At 51.7% G+C, this 19,288-nt stretch carries 18 protein-coding genes; 13 read left to right on the top strand and 5 right to left on the bottom strand.

The annotated features are described in order from the left end of the window. Window positions 1–275: 275 nt before the first annotated feature. Window positions 276–758: a hypothetical protein gene (locus tag ACR0EV_RS13295; RefSeq protein WP_480800530.1), complete on the bottom strand. Its 483-nt coding sequence runs from the start codon at window positions 756–758 to the stop codon at window positions 276–278. Between the two features lie 74 nt (window positions 759–832). Between ACR0EV_RS13295 and ACR0EV_RS13290 the strand changes: the two genes are divergently transcribed. The 3 genes from ACR0EV_RS13290 to ACR0EV_RS13280 all read left to right on the top strand — a co-directional run bounded on the left by ACR0EV_RS13290 (window position 833) and on the right by ACR0EV_RS13280 (window position 4,268). Next, on the top strand, window positions 833–1,069 hold the full coding sequence (locus ACR0EV_RS13290) for a helix-turn-helix domain-containing protein (RefSeq protein WP_480800529.1): 237 nt from the start codon (window positions 833–835) through the stop codon (window positions 1,067–1,069). A 451-nt stretch (window positions 1,070–1,520) separates the two neighbouring features. Next, a complete protein-coding gene (locus tag ACR0EV_RS13285; RefSeq protein WP_480800528.1) occupies window positions 1,521–2,261 on the top strand; it encodes a hypothetical protein in 741 nt (246 codons plus the stop codon). Between the two features lie 735 nt (window positions 2,262–2,996). Then, entirely contained in the window at window positions 2,997–4,268 is a 1,272-nt protein-coding gene (locus ACR0EV_RS13280) for a DUF1353 domain-containing protein (RefSeq protein ID WP_480800527.1), read from the top strand. 90 nt (window positions 4,269–4,358) lie between these two features. Here ACR0EV_RS13280 and ACR0EV_RS13275 read toward each other — a convergent pair whose 3' ends face one another. Both ACR0EV_RS13275 and ACR0EV_RS13270 read right to left on the bottom strand, forming a co-directional pair. After that, on the bottom strand, window positions 4,359–4,583 hold the full coding sequence (locus tag ACR0EV_RS13275; protein WP_480800526.1) for an HGGxSTG domain-containing protein: 225 nt from the start codon (window positions 4,581–4,583) through the stop codon (window positions 4,359–4,361). A gap of 195 nt (window positions 4,584–4,778) precedes the next feature. Further along, complete coding sequence (locus ACR0EV_RS13270) at window positions 4,779–5,264, bottom strand: hypothetical protein (RefSeq protein WP_480800525.1); 486 nt, start codon at window positions 5,262–5,264, stop codon at window positions 4,779–4,781. Between the two features lie 171 nt (window positions 5,265–5,435). Between ACR0EV_RS13270 and ACR0EV_RS13265 the strand changes: the two genes are divergently transcribed. The 4 genes from ACR0EV_RS13265 (at window position 5,436) to ACR0EV_RS13250 (ending at window position 9,424) form a co-directional block, all read left to right on the top strand. Further along, window positions 5,436–6,011 carry a trypco2 family protein gene (locus ACR0EV_RS13265; RefSeq protein WP_480800524.1) on the top strand — a complete coding sequence of 192 codons (576 nt, stop codon included), beginning with the start codon at window positions 5,436–5,438 and terminating at the stop codon, window positions 6,009–6,011. Window position 6,012: 1 nt separating this feature from the next. After that, the gene (locus tag ACR0EV_RS13260) at window positions 6,013–7,863 is read left to right on the top strand and encodes a hypothetical protein (protein ID WP_480800523.1); all 1,851 of its coding nucleotides are present in this window, start codon (window positions 6,013–6,015) and stop codon (window positions 7,861–7,863) included. A gap of 241 nt (window positions 7,864–8,104) precedes the next feature. Beyond that, entirely contained in the window at window positions 8,105–9,058 is a 954-nt protein-coding gene (locus ACR0EV_RS13255) for a hypothetical protein (protein ID WP_480800522.1), read from the top strand. Between the two features lie 3 nt (window positions 9,059–9,061). Next, a complete protein-coding gene (locus tag ACR0EV_RS13250) occupies window positions 9,062–9,424 on the top strand; it encodes a hypothetical protein (protein ID WP_480800521.1) in 363 nt (120 codons plus the stop codon). Between the two features lie 230 nt (window positions 9,425–9,654). Here the strand turns inward: ACR0EV_RS13250 and ACR0EV_RS13245 are convergent, their stop codons facing one another. Next, on the bottom strand, window positions 9,655–9,861 hold the full coding sequence (locus ACR0EV_RS13245) for a helix-turn-helix domain-containing protein (protein ID WP_480800710.1): 207 nt from the start codon (window positions 9,859–9,861) through the stop codon (window positions 9,655–9,657). Window positions 9,862–10,117: 256 nt separating this feature from the next. Further along, window positions 10,118–10,396, bottom strand: a complete 279-nt coding sequence (locus ACR0EV_RS13240; protein ID WP_480800709.1) for an Arm DNA-binding domain-containing protein — start codon at window positions 10,394–10,396, stop codon at window positions 10,118–10,120. Window positions 10,397–11,002: 606 nt separating this feature from the next. Between ACR0EV_RS13240 and ACR0EV_RS13235 the strand changes: the two genes are divergently transcribed. The 6 genes from ACR0EV_RS13235 (at window position 11,003) to ACR0EV_RS13210 (ending at window position 19,288) form a co-directional block, all read left to right on the top strand. After that, complete coding sequence (locus ACR0EV_RS13235) at window positions 11,003–11,560, top strand: hypothetical protein (protein WP_480800520.1); 558 nt, start codon at window positions 11,003–11,005, stop codon at window positions 11,558–11,560. A 1,501-nt stretch (window positions 11,561–13,061) separates the two neighbouring features. After that, window positions 13,062–13,646, top strand: coding sequence for an ANTAR domain-containing response regulator (locus tag ACR0EV_RS13230; RefSeq protein WP_480800519.1), 585 nt, complete (start codon window positions 13,062–13,064; stop codon window positions 13,644–13,646). Further along, window positions 13,643–14,812, top strand: coding sequence for an ABC transporter substrate-binding protein (locus ACR0EV_RS13225; protein ID WP_480800518.1), 1,170 nt, complete (start codon window positions 13,643–13,645; stop codon window positions 14,810–14,812). The genes ACR0EV_RS13230 and ACR0EV_RS13225 overlap by 4 nt, the downstream gene beginning before the upstream one ends. A 270-nt stretch (window positions 14,813–15,082) precedes the next feature. Then, window positions 15,083–16,447 (top strand): CmpA/NrtA family ABC transporter substrate-binding protein, encoded by a 1,365-nt coding sequence (locus tag ACR0EV_RS13220; protein WP_480800517.1) that lies wholly within the window; start codon window positions 15,083–15,085, stop codon window positions 16,445–16,447. 73 nt (window positions 16,448–16,520) lie between these two features. Beyond that, the gene (locus ACR0EV_RS13215; RefSeq protein WP_480800516.1) at window positions 16,521–17,603 is read left to right on the top strand and encodes an ABC transporter permease; all 1,083 of its coding nucleotides are present in this window, start codon (window positions 16,521–16,523) and stop codon (window positions 17,601–17,603) included. Between the two features lie 5 nt (window positions 17,604–17,608). Beyond that, the gene (locus ACR0EV_RS13210; RefSeq protein ID WP_480800515.1) at window positions 17,609–19,288 is read left to right on the top strand and encodes an ABC transporter ATP-binding protein; all 1,680 of its coding nucleotides are present in this window, start codon (window positions 17,609–17,611) and stop codon (window positions 19,286–19,288) included.

Below are 19,288 nucleotides of genomic sequence, written 5' to 3'. Positions count from 1 at the left end.
TCGCCAGTACCAATGCTTTCCTAATATATGGTAAGTTTTACTTTTTTCAATGGGTTACAGGGGCGCGATGGGCCGGTCTCTAAGGGATTCTTTTCATTGAGTTTTGTCTACTTTTGGACTTCAGCGCCTTTCATGGCAATCATAAATGCGGTTTGACTATCGGTCGAAACTACAAAGTAGATTGCGAATCACCTTTAGCCACTACCAAAGGCGGCTCCTTCGGAAACGACCTGATATCGAACCACTTGAAGCACGTGCCATCCGAATTGCGCTTGTCACCCATGTACAGCTGTGAGCCAGTTGTTCGGTGCCGGATCAGCGCTGCCCTGAACGCCCGAAGGTCGAGCAAGGTGGGCAGCCAGCTTTACGTTCTCTATCGAGCCTGAAACCTGTTGCTCACACATGCGGGCCATCGTCAGGATGGCCTGATATGCGTAGAAGCTCTCATCCAATGAATCTTGAGCGATGCTCCTAATCCCGACTAGAAGCGCCTCAGTTTGATCCAGCATTTCGTCTATGTCCGTGATTTCACCCAGTAGATTGAGGGCCTTGGATTTTATCTTCCTGGGATCAGTCGGTTGCGATGCGTAGTATTCAGCATTTTGTTGCCGCAGTTTCTCAATCTTTGAGATTTTGTGACGATACACGTCGTCAGAACACTTTGGCAGGCCGTTATGGATGAAGTTTTCGTAGTCACCAACGGGGTAGATTGGTCCAGATACACTTTCCCCGTTCGCGCAAACGCGTTGTTCAGTCATTGCAGTTTCCTCCGACTGTGATATGATCCTTTGGGATCAATATAATAGATGATCCAAAGGGATCAAGAGGCAAAATGACGGGCAATCAAATTCAGGCAGCGAGAGTACTAATTGGATGGTCTCAGGCGAGAGTGGCTGAAGCGGCAAATGTGTCTATTCCAACTGTGAAGCGCGCTGAAGGTTCTGGCAAAATATCCGCATCTTCGAATGCCGTTGAAGCCATCCGAACCGCCTTAGAGGCCCAAGGCATCCAGTTTCTGAACGAAGGCGATACGGCCAATGGGATGGGTGTGGTTTTAACCAAAACCTGAGCTGGTAATCTGGTGTATTTGAGAGCGCGAGATTTCGGTAATTCGTTTGGTGGCGCGCGCTCGTGGTGAGTGCGCCTTTTTCATGTACTTTAGAATCCAAGCAGCGCTCAATACCCCTCGGAGGGAATACAGTCGAAGCGAAACAGAACTCAAAAGAATGCATCAACGTAAGAAACTTCGGTCCGAGCGTATGTTTAGCCCATCTGCGACGCTGGACGAGTTCAGGGACAAGCATTGGAAAGACGCCGTCAAGTAGGCCGACGGGCAATTATCCTTGCTTTGTTGAATAGGTCCAAACTAAAGTTCTTGGAACACTTTTTTAAGGTTTTTCTCGTGTCGGACCCCAAAAAAGGATTCTGGGAAGAGCTTGCGCTTCACGCAGCTAAAGCTGCTGTTGGCGCAGTAATTGTTGCTGCGATTGCGCTTTTGATTGCGTATTTAGGAGGAGTTTTTGAAAATGCTAGATGTGCGATTTTGGGTTGGCTTGATATTGTCGGTTGCCTTTAGCGGGGCGGCGATTGCTCAAAGTCAGGTAGTAGCAGAATGCGAAGTTTCCGCAACTACTCGAGGATCGGAAACATTTGAACAGCGAAAGTGTCTTCTTAGCGAACTAGAAGAAGCATTGTCACGTGTTAGCAAGGCGGAATCAGAATTGGAACGAATAACGACCGAGTTGGAACGGGTTACCGCACTTGAAGAATCCGTGGAAGCTTTCGACGCACGGCAGGCCGATATTTCCTCCTCACTGGAAGGAGCAAGGGCCGAGTTGTTTGAGACACAGACACATTTTAGAGAGCAAGGCAATTCGGTCGAGGATCTTCGAAACAAGGTTCAAAGCCTCGAAGCCAATACGCTAACAAAGGAAAACTCTACGTTCGCGGCGATTCACGCTGCTGCTGGCGGGGCGTGTCTTGCGTTGGGTGCCCCCGTATCAGGTGCAGCTCACATTACGATACCGAGGCGCGCTAGGGAGTCTTGTTCAAACGCTTGTAAAACCCACCCTGGCAATTATGCAAATTGCAGAGGAATGGTGGCAATTGGTTTAGTGTTGGCGGAAAGGCCAGGTCGGCACACTGATGCAGTTAATATAAACTACCGATACTCATGTGCTGATGTTCAAGATGCATATGACGTTGTCCGTGGCGATGATAGAAAAGGGCAATATACGGCCTATTGCTGCTGTTACCGTTAGTCCGTATTCGAACCTTGCAAGGCAGTGGCAGTGCGGGGATGTTGGCGATTATTTAGATTCCATAGACCGCCTCGGAAAACGGTTGCGAATACTCTCTGTCGCCTACCACTTGCCAAAATTTTAGTAGGCGCCCGGCTTTCTACTTCACTCTACTTTAGAAACGCCTCGTTCAGCAGGCTTTGCGCTCACGCCGTTTACGCGCCGCCATCTTGCGACAGCCTTCCTTGCAATACTTCGCATCGATCCGCTTCCATTCCGGCATGAGCTCACCGCAATAGGCGCAAGGTATTCAGTTCATTTACGAAGGCGATACCGCAAGCGGAGTTGGGGTGGTGTTGACGAAAAGGAAAAATGAAAATTTGGCGGGGCTACTCCGAAACTTGTTATGTGTGGCAAAGTAGTTGTCGGTTTCCCTAGCTAACGAATTTGGACGGGTAGGGAATTTCTTTCACACTTGAAAGGATAACAATGACAAGCATAACAACATCTGCACTAGATAACCGCCTTAGAAGTCTGGAAAACTATTTCAAAGTTGGCTTGGTTTTCGGTTTTGGCGGTGGGTTTGGAGCCTTTGCAATAAGCGGTGAAGATTGCACCAGTTCCAAACCCTAAACTTTAAAAGTGCTCGTTTTAGGCTTTTGTGATAAAATCGCTACGTAGACCACTTTTTCATTGTCGCAACGAATACTCACTACCTCTCTGAGGATCCTTGTTTTGCAAGTTGAGGATTGAATTATGTTTAGAGCAACCATCTGTCTTTCTATTTTTTCCTGCGTCCAAGCCCATGCATGCATCGAGGTTGAAAAGTTTGGGCAGTTTCATGGAGAAGTAGAAGGTCGTTTTGTATCAAGAGACTACATTGATCGTCCACTTTTCCTACTAGAAAGTCCCCTGATCTATGAGGCACCGTGGGGTGAAAAATACTCTACGGTTGGTAACTACGTGATTGATGGCGCTTCAATTCCTAGAGTGTTTTGGAGTTTTGTAGGAGGACCGTTTTCAGGCAACCACCTAAAAGCCTCGGTGGTTCACGACTACTTCACTGACACATGTAAACATGAACCTCACCGTGAAGAAGGAAGGGAATGCCAAAGTCAGCTCGAAGTCTTTGAAGAAGATGAGCGTGTCCATGGAAACTACCTACTCGGCATGCTCGCGGAAGGTGTTCCGGAGGATACAGCATGTTATGAGTATTTGGCCGTGACTTTTTACAAGCAGTGGGATCTCGACGATTCCGGAAAGCCAATCAACATTCGCATAATGGAGACCCCAATAGACGACCCTGACCCCAACAGACTTAAAAAAGCCTGGAACATCGTCAAGGCATCTGTTTCTGCGGTCATCAAGACGCGGAAAACAACCGGAGGAAAAGTGTTAAACTACTTTCCGGACGGCCAAATTCCTGCAAACGAGCAGGGCCTTGAAGAGTACATTGATCGTCTCAGCGAAGCACTACGCGATGACTTGTACTCTGATGACCCGGACGTTTTTGGCCTCCTTACAGATGAAGCGTTTGAGAGCACAGAAGAAATACAACCTTGGCCAGAGAATTTTCTTGAGGAACGCTATGACCCTGCAACTGACACTTTTTCCAACCTAACTTACTTTGCTCCAAGCGTGCAAACTCCTAGTAGTCCTTTGGCTGACTCTCTGGGTATTAGTTTTACTCCACCGCAGGTTGCTCCGGATCCCGTGGTTGAACTATTTAATTATGGCAATATCAATCTCTTCGACGACGAGGAAGTTAGGCAAACTATGCTTGAAGCACTGGCTGAATCGGAAATTGTAGAAAACTTGAAGCAAGTTCCCAATTACGATGTAGGCGACTATTTGAACATCTATCCATATTCCACGGACGGTACACTAATGTTTGAAGTCACACCAAAAGCCGTTGAAGAACTCGGCAACCAGGGCGTCGAATTTGAATACGGTACGCGAGGGCACATTTTGGGCCAAAGTTATTTGGGCGGCGGCTGGGGTGGACAAGTATATTCACTCCCAGATTAATCCAATAGACTTAAGTGGTTTTTTCGTTGTGGATCTGTACTTCTGATTGATCCCGTCAAAAGCAACGGATGCTGCATGGTCTTCGATAGCTCAATCCATCGCCGCCCTTTGCTTCTCTCGTGCCAGCGCCATCAGCCTATGACGTTCAGCCCATAGCGCTTTGGCCCCTTCCGACTGACGTTTCCGGCCTTCTGTCGTCTTTGCACCGGTCGATAGGCCACCGTGAAGGCGGCACCGGGCCTTTCCCTCAACGGGGGCATTCATACAAACACCATCTTTTGTTTTGGCTCCGCAAATCTTGGTTTCGCTGGTCATGTATCGCCTCCTGTCTGGACGTGGCGCGCGGACGTTCTTAAATTGTTGGCATGCGTAGATTGCTTATTCACCTCGCCATTGTGCTTATACTGCTCTGCGCCCCTATTACCGTTTATGCGATTGGCTGGGGGTACATGCAGATTTACTATCAATTCGGTTTTGTCCCCTTCTTCATCGCCTGTGTCTGCGGGACTGTTACCGCGCTAGGGATTGCTTCCCTGATTGATAAATCCCAAGAGCAGTAGCACCAGCCACCACACGGCCAATAAGCTCTGATTGTACATCTTTGAGCGGTTGCCCCTTCAATGCGCCCCTGACTGCCTTGAGCGCGTCCTGTGCGTCCTTTCCTTTGATGCCGGTCAGCGCTTTGGCGATTTCCACGAATATACCTCTCTCGCGAGCTGACATGCTGGCCGGATCTATCGCGGCAATGGACTGGGACACCTCGCGCGCCGCATCCAGAGGATTGCCGAGGTTACCGGCTGTTCGGCGCAACAGGCCGGGTGAGGTTTCTTCTGCCACCTGACCCTGGATAGACTGGCGTTGTGCGGTTTTGGAGTTCTGCGCTACGGCTGCCCGTAGCTCAAGAGCCGTTGCGGATCGATCCAATTCATTCAAGAGCCGATCCGCGCGGGGGCCACCAAGAACAAGGCGCAGTTTTTGGGTATGCTTTATTTCCATCTGCGGCGTCAGGCAGAATGCTAAATTTACTGAAGCATCCTTGCGACCAAAGCAAAAACACAACCTATGGATAATCTTCATTCAAAAACAATGCATTATATAAAATGTTGATAAACTGATGTTAAAGATGCACCATAGTAGGCGCTAATTTAGGTCAAATAATTTCTGGAAATGTTTCTGATGCTTAGGAATTTTTTTCGTTCAACATTGCTAGTCTGCTTGCTCTGCCCAGCTTCAGTCGTCGCCGAAGAGGTAACGCTTTCGTCAATGATTCAGACAATTCAATTGTCTCTCTTGGATGCTCAGGATGCGTTGGACAAAAACGAAATGCTACCGTTGTCTGAGGTTGAAGTAGAACTTAATGTGATCAATCGGATCGAAGTCGACGGGCGTGTAGGCTTCTGGATCATCAAACTTGGCGCTTCGCACGCGAACTCCGTGACTTCAAACGTAAGAATGCTGCTTACCCCACCGGAAGCTGGTGCGTCCGAAAACGTTTCGGCGGCGAGCGATACTATCCGTTCGGTACTGTCAAATGCCATTTTCGAAGGCGCGGCGGCGCGAAGTATTGCGATCGGAGGAGAGCCGCCACTCGAAGCTACGGAGTTCGTCATCACTCTTGAATTCGCTTTGACCGAAAATGCAAACGGGGAGATCAGTGTGGCCGTTCCACCGATAGATGCGGGGTTGGGTGGTGAGATATCAGCTTCAGAACTTCAACGAATAACTCTAACATATGGAAACTAAGATGCTGGGAAAACTAGCTTTTCCCGCGATTGTTTGTACTACTTTAGTCCTGCCAACCGCGGGCTACGCACTTGATTATTGTAACATTACTATCGACGCCTATTCGGGAACGTCCCCAGTCTCTCAAGGCGATAATCGGACTGTGGCAAAGGTCTATGACCCTGGTCAAAGAAGCAAAGCTGACTACCGTGGAAACGCGGTTGTAGTAGACGGAACTCTCGGGCTGTTGATTACGCCTCGACACGTTGCTCTCGACGCAATCAACGAACGTTTTGGAGCAGCGGCGGTGGGTGCGAATCTCGATCTCGTATTTAAGAACTTCGATGGTAGGCGCGACGGGGAAACAGAGGCCACGATCATAGCCGTTCTGGGGGAAACGGGCTCGAGTAGGGAGTTACCGAAAGAGAATCAAGCAAGAGACTTAGTGCTACTTCAAGTATCTGACGAAAATATTCGACAAAAGATGCGGGAACGCCGGGTCGCGATTGGGCCTCTACAGAAAACCTATGACAAGGCGGTCGTACAATCATATTTTGCCAATTCGACCAAGCTAATTGAAGATGTAGGAAGTCTGGCGCCGGATGCTTTTGAACACGATTCCAGCGAAATGTTATGTACATATCGGCTCGCGTACCAGTCAGAAGGCGGTGATAGCGGCGCGCCGTTAACCGACCCGTCTATGGCTTTAACGCTCGGTGTTATTTTACAGAAATCTTCTGACGCTGATAAGGGGTTGGGTCTTGTTCTTCCTGCCAAGTGCCTTCGGGATCCACTTGTGGGCTGGATGGAAGAATTTTTTCCTGATGAAGTGGACGAAACTGCGGAACTCCTTATTAACGCGACAGGAGAGGAGTTGTACGATGCTCTGCGCAGCACCGATACTTCTGAAAGGCACACCAACGCCCGCCTTCACGCGGCGATTCGTAAAATAATCAAGGTGACTCTTCCAGACGGTTCAGCATCAGCCCACAAAAAGGATTGGCAGCCCAGAGAAGACTTAGGCACTTTCTTCCATCGAAGGGCTTGTATTGTCGACCGGGCTTTGGCTGGCCGCGAGGCTGATCTTCCAACAAAAGAGCGTCAGAACTTTGAAATCGCTTGGAATAATCTAACGCGTCAACTAGCAAAGATCTCGCATACTTCTGGCGGTGACGCACTCTTAGACCGAGCTATAGAACTACAGGCAGAGGATAAGAAAAGGTCTCGCGAACTCGCAGTCTTTGCGTCGATTGTCTATGCCGATGCAGTGGGTCTCGCGGTTCCCGAAGACGCTCTTTCACTTTCTGCAGCACCGCAATTTTCTGCTACTGCGCCTAGTTTTCAAGCTGCCTTGAATCAGAACTCAGCGTTTGATCTCGCAAAACGATTCAAAGGGCTATCCGATAGTTTGATGCTGGCGGCACAGCTATCTGACGACACAGACTTCCGTTCTTCTGCGTTTTCGACTGCACGTGGAGCTGCATTGCAGGCTGTTTGGCTGGCAAGCGATGACGCCCCGGCGATTTCGTCGAATTCGCTCATCGCTTATTCGGATGCCTCTGCCAATCTGGGTGATTGGAGTGCCGCCACGGAAGGATACGTTGCAGCTATTTCATCACCTGGGCTCGAGTCGTCTGTCCTAGAGCGTGCACTTGGTGACTTGGGGTATGTCGCAGGGCGTGATCAGAATGTTTCTGCAATCACAGAGGCGGAGCGTTTACGTGAAATTGTCAATACGACCGCAATCCCTGAGCGTCTAAAGAGGGGAGGTAAAACAAATGCAGGTATTTCCCCGGTCGGCCCCATACCGAGCGCCGGGAGTGGGTTGTCTATTCAACCTTTTATTGTCGAGGACATCGGTGATTTTCGATAATAGGATCTCGAGCGTATACCTTGCTCCAAGCCTTTTCACATTTGATGTTCACTACAGTAGCGCCTGCATTACTGATCTGGCATTTTGGGTGATTTCCAGGTGACGGTCCGTTTGTTTTTGGGTTATTATCCCATCCCTTTCGACTGCACCGCCGCAGTGAACAAAAATACTTGATTATCTTATTTGAAGTCTGCGACAATAAATTTGGATATATTCATTGTTTTTAGATTGAGAGATTTAAATGCTACCAAAAATCAGCAATTTTGTTGTCTTTGCATTGTCATTTGCCTTGGTGGGTTGCTCTACGGATCGTGTTTCTACGGAATTTAAGGCGTTGAATGATGTTTTGACCTCGGCGGAGAGCCAAGTATCTACGTCGCTCAAACCGGGTTTGGAATCGGCGCGTCAAGCCGAACTGACGGCGTCGGCCCAAGCAGGAGATGCGTGGTTCCTTAGTGAAGGGTGCAGAGTCTTGCTTAAGGACGATATCGCGGTAGCGACCAGTTCATGCAAGGTAGTAAATTTACCACTTGGTGGCCGCCAACCGGTTCAAAACGAAGCTACTTCGGCAAAACGTAAAATGGACACGCTTAGTGCTTACGTTGCTGCACTGGAGCTTTTGATGGACGCATCAAGCGACTCAGAAATAACGGAAAGTTACGCGGCAGCTTTGGCATCTTTTTCTGAACTTGGGAAGGCAGCAGAAATAAAAGAGCTAACGGAATTTGTTTCTAAGCGTCAAAGCGAAAGTGACACAGTAGGAAAAGTCGTTTCTTCAGCAATTGCAACTTTGCGTTACAATCGGATGAAATCTGTTGTGAAGTCATCGAACGATGACGTCAACACTGTTGCCAGAGAGTTGCAGCTGCACCTACTAAACTTAGGTGTGGACAAAGGCACCTCAAAGGATCCGCGCACTCTTTCTATGCGGATTGCGGATTTGAATAAAAAAAATGAAACGGTTCTACTATTTAATACCAGTGATGCTGTTGGATATCGAAATGCTATTGTAGAGCTTCAAATGGAGCAGAAGTCTTTTATGGATTACTACGAAAAAACGGCGGTCTATAAAGTCGGTCTTGTCGCAGAGGTACACAATTCTCTTGATCAGGCGCTTCGCAATCCAGGTAGTGTTGAAGAAGTAATTGGTTACCTCGAAAATTTAAAATCTTTAATTGACACTGTGGAGGGTTAGAAAATGGCAGATGTTTCAACATCAACTGCAACCAATCAATTCCAGCAGTTGCGAAATCGACAGAATGATCTGTATCGAAAAAACACGAAAGAATTGATTGCAGCTTCGCGTGCGAGCGACCGAGAATTGGTAGACAAGCTTCGGTCAGAGCGAGCTAAATTGTCTCAGAATGATGCGAAAATTCTCGAAGCGGAACGTAAGTTTCAAGCTACACAACTCGAACAATCCGAAGCCGAACGACGGTTGGTGCGGCAGACTAAACGTGCCAATGCCATGGTTAGGGGTATTAATACAGTCGCTAAGGTTCTCAAGAGTGCAGGAGAAATGGCGAAAATTTTGACCCGTCTGATCACACTTCTTTCCTGAGGTCGTTTGAGCTCGTCGTAACGCTCAAGCGTCGGCGTTTTTTAAACAGCCACTTCGTTGAAATCTTCGTGCGAGATTATCATTTGATCAGGCTCGTGTTCTTGGTCAGTATTGAGGTGCAAAGTCCAAGTGACGGCCAGTATTTTGTCGGGGCGTGGGTAGTTGTGCACGAAACTAGTGACAAGTCTTTAACCAGACTGAAAAAATGGTCTATTGTGTGGCTTTGCCATTCACGATTCAATCATTTTTTTGAGTATTCCGCAGAATGCCTCCGCACCGGTTGTCGCGTCTGCCCATCTTGCAAATTCGACCACGTCCATTCGTCGTTCACCAGTTTCTGATTTAGCAACGAACGACTGAACAGTGCCCAAACGTTCCGCAAGCTGCGCTTGCGTCAAGCCTGCTTGGAGTCTGGCCTCTTTGAGGCCAGCTATCAAAATTTGATGCTCTCTGGTTCTGAGGGATTTCAATTTCAGGTGCCGTATTTATCAGTCGTTGGCGACCTGATAATCCCAAGTTAGAATAATCCCATTTTGGAATAAGGCGATCTAACTTGTTGAGATTTATACTTGCATTCCTGCTGTTTGCTTTCGCAAACATTGCCTCTGCTCAGACAGCGACCGAACGTCACAACCTAGAATCTGCGTTCCGTGCGCTCGACCATGCCTCGCGTGAAGCGGCGCAATTTGAGCTTCAACAGCAGAATTTGTATTTGCAGCAGATTACGGCCGCCAAAATCTGCCGCGCATCCTCCTTTGCTTGCTCAAAAGGGATTTGCCCATGTGTGCCAATCGTATACCAACGTTGTTTGGCGCGGCGTCCGCCACCGTACGAGCGGTATTTGACGACGTATCGTTTCGCGCCAGAGGGCAACAGCTTAACGCCGAACCCAGTTAAACTGTGATCCCAAAGACAACGCGCTTTGTTCTCATCGCATGTAGCGTTGTCGATTTGTCGTTTAGTCAATTTCATTAGCTTTGATTCCTCAAAAACAGCCACAGCAACCACCTAGCAACCACCGGGCGTAGTACTTTGTGACAAACAGTATGAGGAGAGCGTGAAAGAATCTCAATAAAAACACTGGTATTTCAAATGGTTATGTATCAATGTGGCGCATCGTAGAAAACCGTAGAAAAGCCGTTTGGACTAACTTTTAATCAGTGGGTCGCAGGTTCGAATCCTGCACGGCTCACCACTTTTTCCAGACAATATCAAGAGCGATAAGCGCGCTCCACGCCAAGTCATAACGCGTAAGACCGGACGGCCCGTCGCCTCTAGGGGACACATTTGGGACAAAGCTAATGGGTCGATAGCATAATTGAGCCTCTTTGTGGCCGGTTGTTGTCGAGTTCCTCAACTATTGCCTGAACAATAAGTATGCCGTCTAAATCAGTGATACCGAATACTCTAGTTTGAGGTGACTAGGATTCCCTAGTCCGAAAAAACCAGCCGAGCGGGGACAGCACTTTGTGACCGCCAACCAAAATGTCGATTAGGTTGACCGTTAGTCGGTCGATGGTTCAATATTGAAGATGTTTTGACCAAGATATTCTACGAAAACTGCATTTGGAGGACCAAATGAACATTCCAGTTGATGGTTTTGCTATAGTTATTCGCAGGCTGCGGGTTCAATCTAGAGGATCTGGTAGCGGTGTTAGGTATCGGACAGTCGGTGATTACAAATGCTACCTAAACGGCGACGTTGTGAATTTGCCCAATATGTCGGGCGCATCAGTTGAGCCCAAAGGTCCCGGTGACAATTCTCAGAGCGGTGTTACCTACTCTCGTAGGATTGAAGAGGGAACATATCAACTTGGAACGCACGGCTTCGGCGGTTCAAGATATCACACCTTTGGCTACAGCAATAACAGCAATCCACGCCCTGGAGTTTATGTGCACGACACAGGAAACCGGTCTGCAATTCTGATTCATCGAGGTAGCGGCTTCAAGGCATCCGTAGGGTGTATCAACTTGACGCGCAGCATTGCGGGACCAGGAGATAACATCAGCACGAACAACAGCTTCATTCATCTTGATGCATTTATTTCGTTTATGAAATCTAACTTACCTGGTTTTCCTACACAGGCTGGAAGAAGAATAGAAAATGCGTGGCTCATCATCGAGGGAGAACCCTAGAGTTCATAGCGTCTAAATCGCGCTACTGCAGACGCCCTTTTCGGTTCCTCTTCCGCATTGGCAATCATTTGCCGTGGGTCAGCCGCGGCGGTTTCCACCTGCTTCTCTTTGGTATTTTTCGGAGCAAAAGGGTAGATTCCTCGCTTCGCTGCATTGGTAGCACCTATTGCGACGCGGCGTCACTTTAGAAATCGCAGCTGTTAAGAAGTTGACGCAAAGGTCAGCTACGTAAAGATTTTTTGACCAACTAGTCAAAACGGTGACGCAAAACCCCACTTTCTTCCCCCTTACGTCTCAAAACGAAACTCTTACATCCGCCGTGTCGCTGCGGGTTGGCACTCACGGAAGGTGATCCTTGAGCCTAGCCACCAGCATGGTTCGGATCGGGCCCGCAGCGACAAAATTTGAATGTCTATTGGGAGGGGAAGAACTTGGTGCTGAATGTCTTAACTGCCCTTCGGAGGGTTCAAACCAAAGAACGCCGTATTGCTCATCTCGACGATGGTGATTGCGAATTGCGCCTGGACGGAGAAAAGGATAGCTCCGGACTGAAGAAAGAAGCGATACGGGCTCTGTTTCACAATGAGTTCGTAGAGAAGGACAGAGACCTGCCGAAGCCTCCTTTGTAACTTGCCGCGGCAAAAGCCCGCTGGGGTGATGCAGCTTGGCTACAGGTCAAGTTCCAAGTGTTATCGGCAAACACAGGGTAAGGTGTTTGGCGCCTCACTTGAGCGGGTTTGTGCTTCTGACACAGCGGGTTTTTGCGCCTAATTCTGCTCCAGATTTGCGCGCGGCTTAAATTGCTCTATTACAAGCCGATCTGGGAGCGTTAAACAAAATGAAACTCAGCGGATTGGAAATCTTTTGCATACTGCTTGCCAGCACAGTGGCAGTGGCAGGGTTTGTAGGGGCGGCAAGCGTATTGATTTCGGTCATTTGAGTTACCTTTTTCCGGCGTTGCGGATAGGGATAATCCATTTCGCTCTACTTTAGGCGCCGTTTACACGCCGCCATCATGCGGCAACCTTCCTAGCAAGACCTGGCGTCGATAGATCTCCAGCTGGCTTCGCTCAATCACTTGTAAGTATCTGATATTAATCGTTGGATAGCGGCGGCAGTCGCGCTGACCTTAGTCCGTCGGCCAACAAAAAGGCAGACAATGCCACATTCTCGGATGGCACAACTTGGTCCTGCGTGTGCCCGTACACCAACTTTGTTGCTTTTCTCGCTGTCAAACGGGAACTTCAAATTCGGGTTGTCGTTGGACAGTCATTTAGACCCTCCAGACCCAAAGTTTGACCGGGGTGAAAGAACCAAAGGTTTGCTCCTGTGCGCCTCAGCAGCGCTCAAGGCATGGATCTTTGATGACATGTGAAAAAACTGTGCAGACATTCCTCTATATGCAAAAAAATGCCGATAAATTGGGCGGACGGGCAGTCTGGTTAAAAGTTTTATGGCCTTGGAATTGCGATTGATGAAGCTTGGGCTCACTTGAGTCCCTATGAAACAACACCTGACTGTCGTTGTCGTCGAGCAGAACCAAGAACGTGCTTTTGCAATTGTGGATGCCTTAAAAGAGTCTGGAGACGTGGACATTTCTGTAATCGGAAATGTCTCTGGGCTGGCACGAAAAATTGCAACCCATAGCCCAGACATTGTGCTGATCGACATAGACAATCCATCGCGGGATATGCTCGAAGAGTTGACCGTTGCGTCGGGTCCAATGGAGCGGCCGGTGGCCATGTTTGTCTCGGGCGCTGCGGGCGGGTTGGCGAAAGCCGCCGTTGAGGCCGGTGTATCTGCCTACGTGGTCGACGGTTTGCAAGCCGAGCGCATCAAACCTGTGATCGATACTGCCATCGCCAGGTTCCAGGTTCTGCGTCAGATGCGAACGGAACTTGCCGAGACCCGCCGCGCTTTGGAAGAGCGCAAGGTAATCGACCGTGCCAAAGGTTTGTTGATGAAAGCCAAAGGCGTTTCCGAGGATGAGGCCTATGCCTTGCTGCGCAAGACTGCGATGAACCAGAACCGCCGTGTTGCAGATGTGGCCGAGGCTTTGGTGACTGCGTCAGGGTTGTTGTCATGAGAACTGTAACCCTTCCAGTCGCCTATATGCCCTTAGTTGATGCGGCCCCACTGATCGTCGCGCGCGAAATGGGGTTTGATCATGCCGAAGGCATTTCGCTGGACCTGCGCCCGGCCCCGTCATGGTCCTCTTTGCGTGACATGCTGGCTTTTGGGCATGTAGACGCGGCGCATCTGCTGTCGCCGGTTCCCATCGCTATGGCCTTGGGTCTTGGTGGCATCGCGACACCTCTATCCGCAGTATCTGTCCTTTCTCTGAACGGCAACGTCATAGGTGTTGGAACCCAATTGGCGAGGCGACTGGCCGACCAGGGCTACGGATTTGATTTTACCGATGCTGCTGCGGCTGGGGCAGCGCTGGCGCAGGCCGCAGGCGACGTTTTGGTGTTTGGTGTGCCCTTCCCGTTTTCAATGCATGTTGAATTGCTGCGCTATTGGGTTGCCGGAACCGAACTTGCTGCGAAACAGGTCGAAATCCGCACTGTCCCGCCACCACTCATGGCACAAGCGCTTGCAGGTGGTGAGATCGATGCCTTCTGCGTGGGTGAACCCTGGGGCTCATTCGCTGTAGACGACAATGTTGGCGCATTACTGCTGCCCGGTAAGGCAATCTGGACCTGCGCACCTGAAAAGGTGTTGGCAGTTAGAAACGACTGGGCTGAAACAGAACCACACCTCCTAGGCAGCCTCATGCGGGCCGTTTGGCGCGCGGGACGTTGGCTGTCACATATCGACAGCAGAACGACTGCCTCCGAGATGTTGTCGCGCAAAACCTACCTTAACGTCTCGCCCGAACTGATCGACCGTGCGCTGATGGGTGAATTCACAATCTCGGCGCGCGGCGAACAACGCCATGTCGATGGGTTTGTCGAGTTCTTTGACGGCGCTGCCACTTTTCCTTGGCGCAGTCAGGCAAAATGGGTCGCGCATCAATTGGCGCAAAGAAACGGGCTGGACGCGGGGACTGCGGAACGACAAGCCGCCAAGGTCTTTCGCAGTGATCTCTATCGCCGCGAGTTGCAAGGTCTTGGCGTCGAAACCCCCGGCGCGTCCGAGAAACTGGAGGGGGCGTTGCCCGAGTCGACGGCGGTCGCCTCGGCCAATGGCAGCCTGATTCTGTCTCGGAACGTCTTTTTCGACCGGCGCATTTTCGAGCCTGCAGGGTAAGTTTGCACAAAATTTTTGCAGCGCAGCATTTCTTTTTGCTGCATTGCAGAATTTTCGAGGTGAAAACGTCGAAAATTGATGACGTCCTGCTGTGTGCCTGACTTAATCGGGACATCGGAAGGCAACGACGCCCACCGACGGAATTCGCCCACAATCCAGGGCACCTCACAAGAGCAAAGCCGCTCGACCATCCGCCACCTCCTCCCGGCGGACTGTGTCGGCGGCTTTTTTGTTTGCCCAAGGGGTTGGGCTGAACCGAAAGGGATAGAGATGAAAAAGCTTCTTTTAGGCCTCGCCGCAACAACGGCGCTTGTGTCTCCGGCGCTGGCCGAGTTGGAACTGGAAAAAGACGAACTGACCTTTGGCTTTATCAAACTGACCGACATGGCGCCTTTGGCTGTGGCCTATGAGCAGGGATACTTTCTGGACGAAGGGCTATTCGTGACGCTTGAGGCACAGGCCAACTGGAAAGTCCTGTTGGACGGTGTGATCGACGGGCAGCTTGACGGCGCGCATATGTTGGCCGGACAGCCTTTGGCAGCCACCATCGGTTACGGGACCGAAGCCCATATAATCACGCCCTTTTCGATGGATCTGAACGGCAACGGCATCACCGTATCCAACGAGGTTTGGGAAGAGATGAAGCCGAACATCCCCAAAATGGAGGATGGTCGCCCGCAGCACCCGATCAGCGCCGAGGCTCTGGCTCCGGTGGTCGAGAAATACAAGTCCGAAGGCAAGCCCTTCAACATGGGCATGGTCTTCCCGGTTTCGACGCACAACTACGAACTGCGCTATTGGCTGGCGGCAGGTGGGCTGCATCCAGGTTTCTATAGCCCCGAAAATGTGACCGGTCAGATCGGCGCGGATGTGTTTCTGTCGGTGACGCCTCCGCCGCAGATGCCTGCCACGTTGGAGGCCGGTACGATCTACGGCTACTGCGTGGGCGAGCCTTGGAACCAGCAGGCTGTGTTCAAGGGCATCGGTGTACCGGTGATCACGGATTATGAACTGTGGAAGAACAACCCCGAGAAGGTGTTTGGCATCACTGCCGAGTTCGCTGAGGAGTACCCGAACACCACTCTGGCCGTGACCAAGGCTTTGATCCGCGCCGCAATGTGGCTGGATGAGAACGACAACGCCAACCGCCCCGAAGCGGTCGAAATCCTGAGCCGCCCGGAATATGTGGGCGCGGATTACGACGTCATCGCCAACTCGATGACCGGCACATTTGAATATGAAAAAGGCGACAAGCGCGTAGTTCCCGATTTCAACGTGTTCTTCCGCTACAACGCGACCTACCCGTTTTATTCGGACGCTGTTTGGTACCTGACTCAGATGCGCCGTTGGGGTCAGATCGCCGAAGCGAAACCAGACGGCTGGTATGACGAAGTCGCGAAGTCCGTCTATAAGCCTGAGATCTATCTGGAAGCCGCACGCCTGCTGGTCGACGAAGGCTTGGCGAATGAGGCCGACTTCCCCTGGGAAAGCGATGGATACAAAGCGCCGACACCGGCTGAGGATATCATCGACGGCATCGCCTATGACGGCCGTACCCCCAACGCCTATCTCGAAAGCCTGTCCATTGGTCTGAAGGGCGATCAGAAGATCGTTGGCTCGGACGTGCAAGGCTAACCCTGAATCGCCGCGCCCGGCATCCGCCGGGCGTGGCTCAAACAGTGCCCCGCCATCGCAAGGACAAGATCAAATGACAACGGTCGATCCCGAATTCAACGCAGACGCCGCCCGAGAGGCGCGCCGCGCCCGCCTTTTCACCCGCATCAACGCAGCCGATAAATGGTTTCAGGTTCTGGGCCTTAGCTGGGCCACCCCGGTTCTGAAGGCTGCCGCCGGAGACAACCCCCGCGCCCAGATGACCGAGATCTGGCGCTTGCTGGTCGTCCCGCTGCTGTCGATCTGCGCGTTTCTGCTGTTGTGGGCGACGCTGGCACCGAAAGTGCAAACCTCTCTGGGTGCAGTCCCCGGACCGGCTCAGGTCTGGGAAGAAATGATCAACCTCAACGAGGACGCGCAGGCGAAGGCTGCAAAACGCGCCAAGTTCGAGGCAATGGTCGAGAAACGGAACCAGAAGCTGATCGATGCGGGCCGCGCGGATGAGGTTAAGCAAGTCGCCTACACCGGTGCGCCGTCCTACTATCAGCAAATCTGGACCTCGATCAAAACCGTGTTCTTCGGGTTCCTGATTGCGACCGTTGTGGCCGTGCCTTTGGGGATCGCTGCTGGATTGTCACCGACCGCCAATGCCGCGCTGAACCCGCTGATCCAGATCTTCAAACCGGTCTCACCTCTGGCATGGTTGCCGATCGTGACCATGATCGTCTCGGCGGTTTATGTCACCAATGACGGCTGGTTCGCCAAGTCCTTCCTGATCTCGGCCATCACTGTGACGCTCTGTTCGCTGTGGCCGACCCTGATCAATACCGCACTGGGCGTGGCGTCCATCGACAAGGACCTGGTGAACGTCTCCAAAGTTTTGAAAATGAACACTTATACCAAGATCACCAAGCTGGTGCTGCCCTCGGCCTTGCCTTTGATCTTCACCGGTTTGCGCCTGTCACTTGGCGTAGGCTGGATGGTCTTGATCGCAGCCGAGATGCTGGCTCAGAACCCCGGACTGGGCAAATTCGTCTGGGATGAATTCCAGAACGGCTCGTCCAGCTCGCTCGCCAAGATTATGGTTGCGGTCTTCACCATCGGCATCATCGGTTTCCTGCTGGACCGGGTGATGTACGCGCTGCAATCCCTGTTTACATTCACGAATAACCGGTGATCGAGATGAGCATTCTTAGCTTCAAAAACGCCTCGAAATCGTTTGGCGAGGGCACTGCGCGTACGGATGTGCTGAAAGGTATCGATCTGGACGTGCAAGAGGGCGAGTTTCTGGTGATCCTCGGCTTCTCGGGCACCGGCAAGACCACCCTGATCAACCTGATGGCGGGGCTTGATAGCCCGACCAGCGGAGAGGTCACGTTCAAAGGCGCTCCGGTCAAAGGGCCAGGCCCGGAACGGGGCGTGATCTTTCAGAACTACTCGCTGATGCCGTGGCTGACGGTCAGCGGCAATGTGGGGCTGGCGGTCGACACCGTCTTCCCCGGTCTTAGCAAGACCGAAAAGGCCGAGAAAGTGGCGCACTACGTCAAGATGGTAGGCCTCAGCCATGCCGCAACGCGCCGCCCGGCGGAACTGTCCGGCGGGATGCGCCAGCGGGTCAACGTGGCGCGCGCCTTGTCGATGAACCCCGAAGTTCTGCTGTTGGATGAGCCTTTGTCGGCGTTGGATGCGCTGACCCGCGCCAATCTGGCGGACGAAATCGAGCATATCTGGGAGGCCGACAAGAAGACCTGCGTTCTGATCACCAATGATGTGGACGAGGCGATCATCCTGGCCGACCGGATCATTGCCTTGAACCCAGATGGCACACTGGGGCAGGAGTTCCGCGTGTCGATCCCGCGCCCGCGTGAACGCGGGGCCATGAACAACGATGAGACGTTCAAGCGCCTGCGTGCTGACGTCACAAAGTACCTTATGGATGTGGGGATCGAGGCCAAGGTCGAAGGTTCGCGCATTTTGCCCGATGTGACTCCAATTCACGGCGTGCCAGCTGCGGTGGCAGAGGCGCAAAAGGGGATGATCCAGGACCGCTTCCTCGACTTCTCGCAACTGCACAAGGTCTATCCGACACCCAAAGGCCCTCTGACCGTCGTTGAGGATTTCGACCTGAAGATCGACAAGGGTGAGTTCATATCGCTGATCGGCCATTCGGGCTGCGGCAAATCCACGGTTCTGACAATGGCTGCCGGGCTGAACGACATCTCGAAAGGCGCGATCAAACTGGATGGCCGCCACGTTGAAGGCGCTGATCCTGAACGTGCCGTCGTGTTCCAGTCGCCCAACCTGTTCCCCTGGCTCAGCGCCAAGGAAAACGTCGCGATTGGAGTCGACAAGGTCTATCCCAAGGCCAGCATTGCTGAGCGGCAAGACGTGGTCGAATACTATCTGGAACGCGTTGGTCTGGCTGACGCGATGGACAAATCCGCCTCAGACCTATCGAACGGCATGAAGCAACGTGTCGGCATCGCCCGCGCCTTTGCTCTGTCCCCCAAACTGTTGTTGCTGGATGAGCCCTTCGGAATGCTCGACAGCCTGACCCGCTGGGAATTGCAGGAGGTTCTGATGGAGGTCTGGTCCCGTACCAAAGTGACGGCAATCTGCGTGACCCATGACGTTGATGAAGCGATCCTGCTGGCCGACCGGGTGGTCATGATGACCAACGGTCCGCAAGCGACCATCGGCAAGATCACCAAGGTAGACCTGCCGCGTCCGCGCACGCGCAAGGCCCTGTTGGAACACCCTGATTACTACGCCTACCGGCAGGAGGTCCTCGATTTCCTCGAAGAATACGAACATGGCGCTAAGCCGAAGACGCCCGCCCCCAAGGCAATTGCAGCGGAGTGA

It is taken from the genome of Ruegeria sp. CF8 (genome assembly GCF_056537285.1).
This window is presented reverse-complemented; position numbering and strand designations above follow the sequence as displayed.

Coding starts and splice junctions, on each gene's coding strand:
- ACR0EV_RS13295 (WP_480800530.1), bottom strand. CDS start 758: ATGACTGAACAACGCGTTTGCGCGAACGGGGAAAGTGTATCTGGACCA.
- ACR0EV_RS13290 (WP_480800529.1), top strand. CDS start 833: ATGACGGGCAATCAAATTCAGGCAGCGAGAGTACTAATTGGATGGTCT.
- ACR0EV_RS13280 (WP_480800527.1), top strand. CDS start 2,997: ATGTTTAGAGCAACCATCTGTCTTTCTATTTTTTCCTGCGTCCAAGCC.
- ACR0EV_RS13275 (WP_480800526.1), bottom strand. CDS start 4,583: ATGACCAGCGAAACCAAGATTTGCGGAGCCAAAACAAAAGATGGTGTT.
- ACR0EV_RS13270 (WP_480800525.1), bottom strand. CDS start 5,264: ATGGAAATAAAGCATACCCAAAAACTGCGCCTTGTTCTTGGTGGCCCC.
- ACR0EV_RS13265 (WP_480800524.1), top strand. CDS start 5,436: ATGTTTCTGATGCTTAGGAATTTTTTTCGTTCAACATTGCTAGTCTGC.
- ACR0EV_RS13260 (WP_480800523.1), top strand. CDS start 6,013: ATGCTGGGAAAACTAGCTTTTCCCGCGATTGTTTGTACTACTTTAGTC.
- ACR0EV_RS13255 (WP_480800522.1), top strand. CDS start 8,105: ATGCTACCAAAAATCAGCAATTTTGTTGTCTTTGCATTGTCATTTGCC.
- ACR0EV_RS13250 (WP_480800521.1), top strand. CDS start 9,062: ATGGCAGATGTTTCAACATCAACTGCAACCAATCAATTCCAGCAGTTG.
- ACR0EV_RS13240 (WP_480800709.1), bottom strand. CDS start 10,396: ATGAAATTGACTAAACGACAAATCGACAACGCTACATGCGATGAGAAC.
- ACR0EV_RS13235 (WP_480800520.1), top strand. CDS start 11,003: ATGAACATTCCAGTTGATGGTTTTGCTATAGTTATTCGCAGGCTGCGG.
- ACR0EV_RS13230 (WP_480800519.1), top strand. CDS start 13,062: ATGAAACAACACCTGACTGTCGTTGTCGTCGAGCAGAACCAAGAACGT.
- ACR0EV_RS13225 (WP_480800518.1), top strand. CDS start 13,643: ATGAGAACTGTAACCCTTCCAGTCGCCTATATGCCCTTAGTTGATGCG.
- ACR0EV_RS13220 (WP_480800517.1), top strand. CDS start 15,083: ATGAAAAAGCTTCTTTTAGGCCTCGCCGCAACAACGGCGCTTGTGTCT.
- ACR0EV_RS13215 (WP_480800516.1), top strand. CDS start 16,521: ATGACAACGGTCGATCCCGAATTCAACGCAGACGCCGCCCGAGAGGCG.
- ACR0EV_RS13210 (WP_480800515.1), top strand. CDS start 17,609: ATGAGCATTCTTAGCTTCAAAAACGCCTCGAAATCGTTTGGCGAGGGC.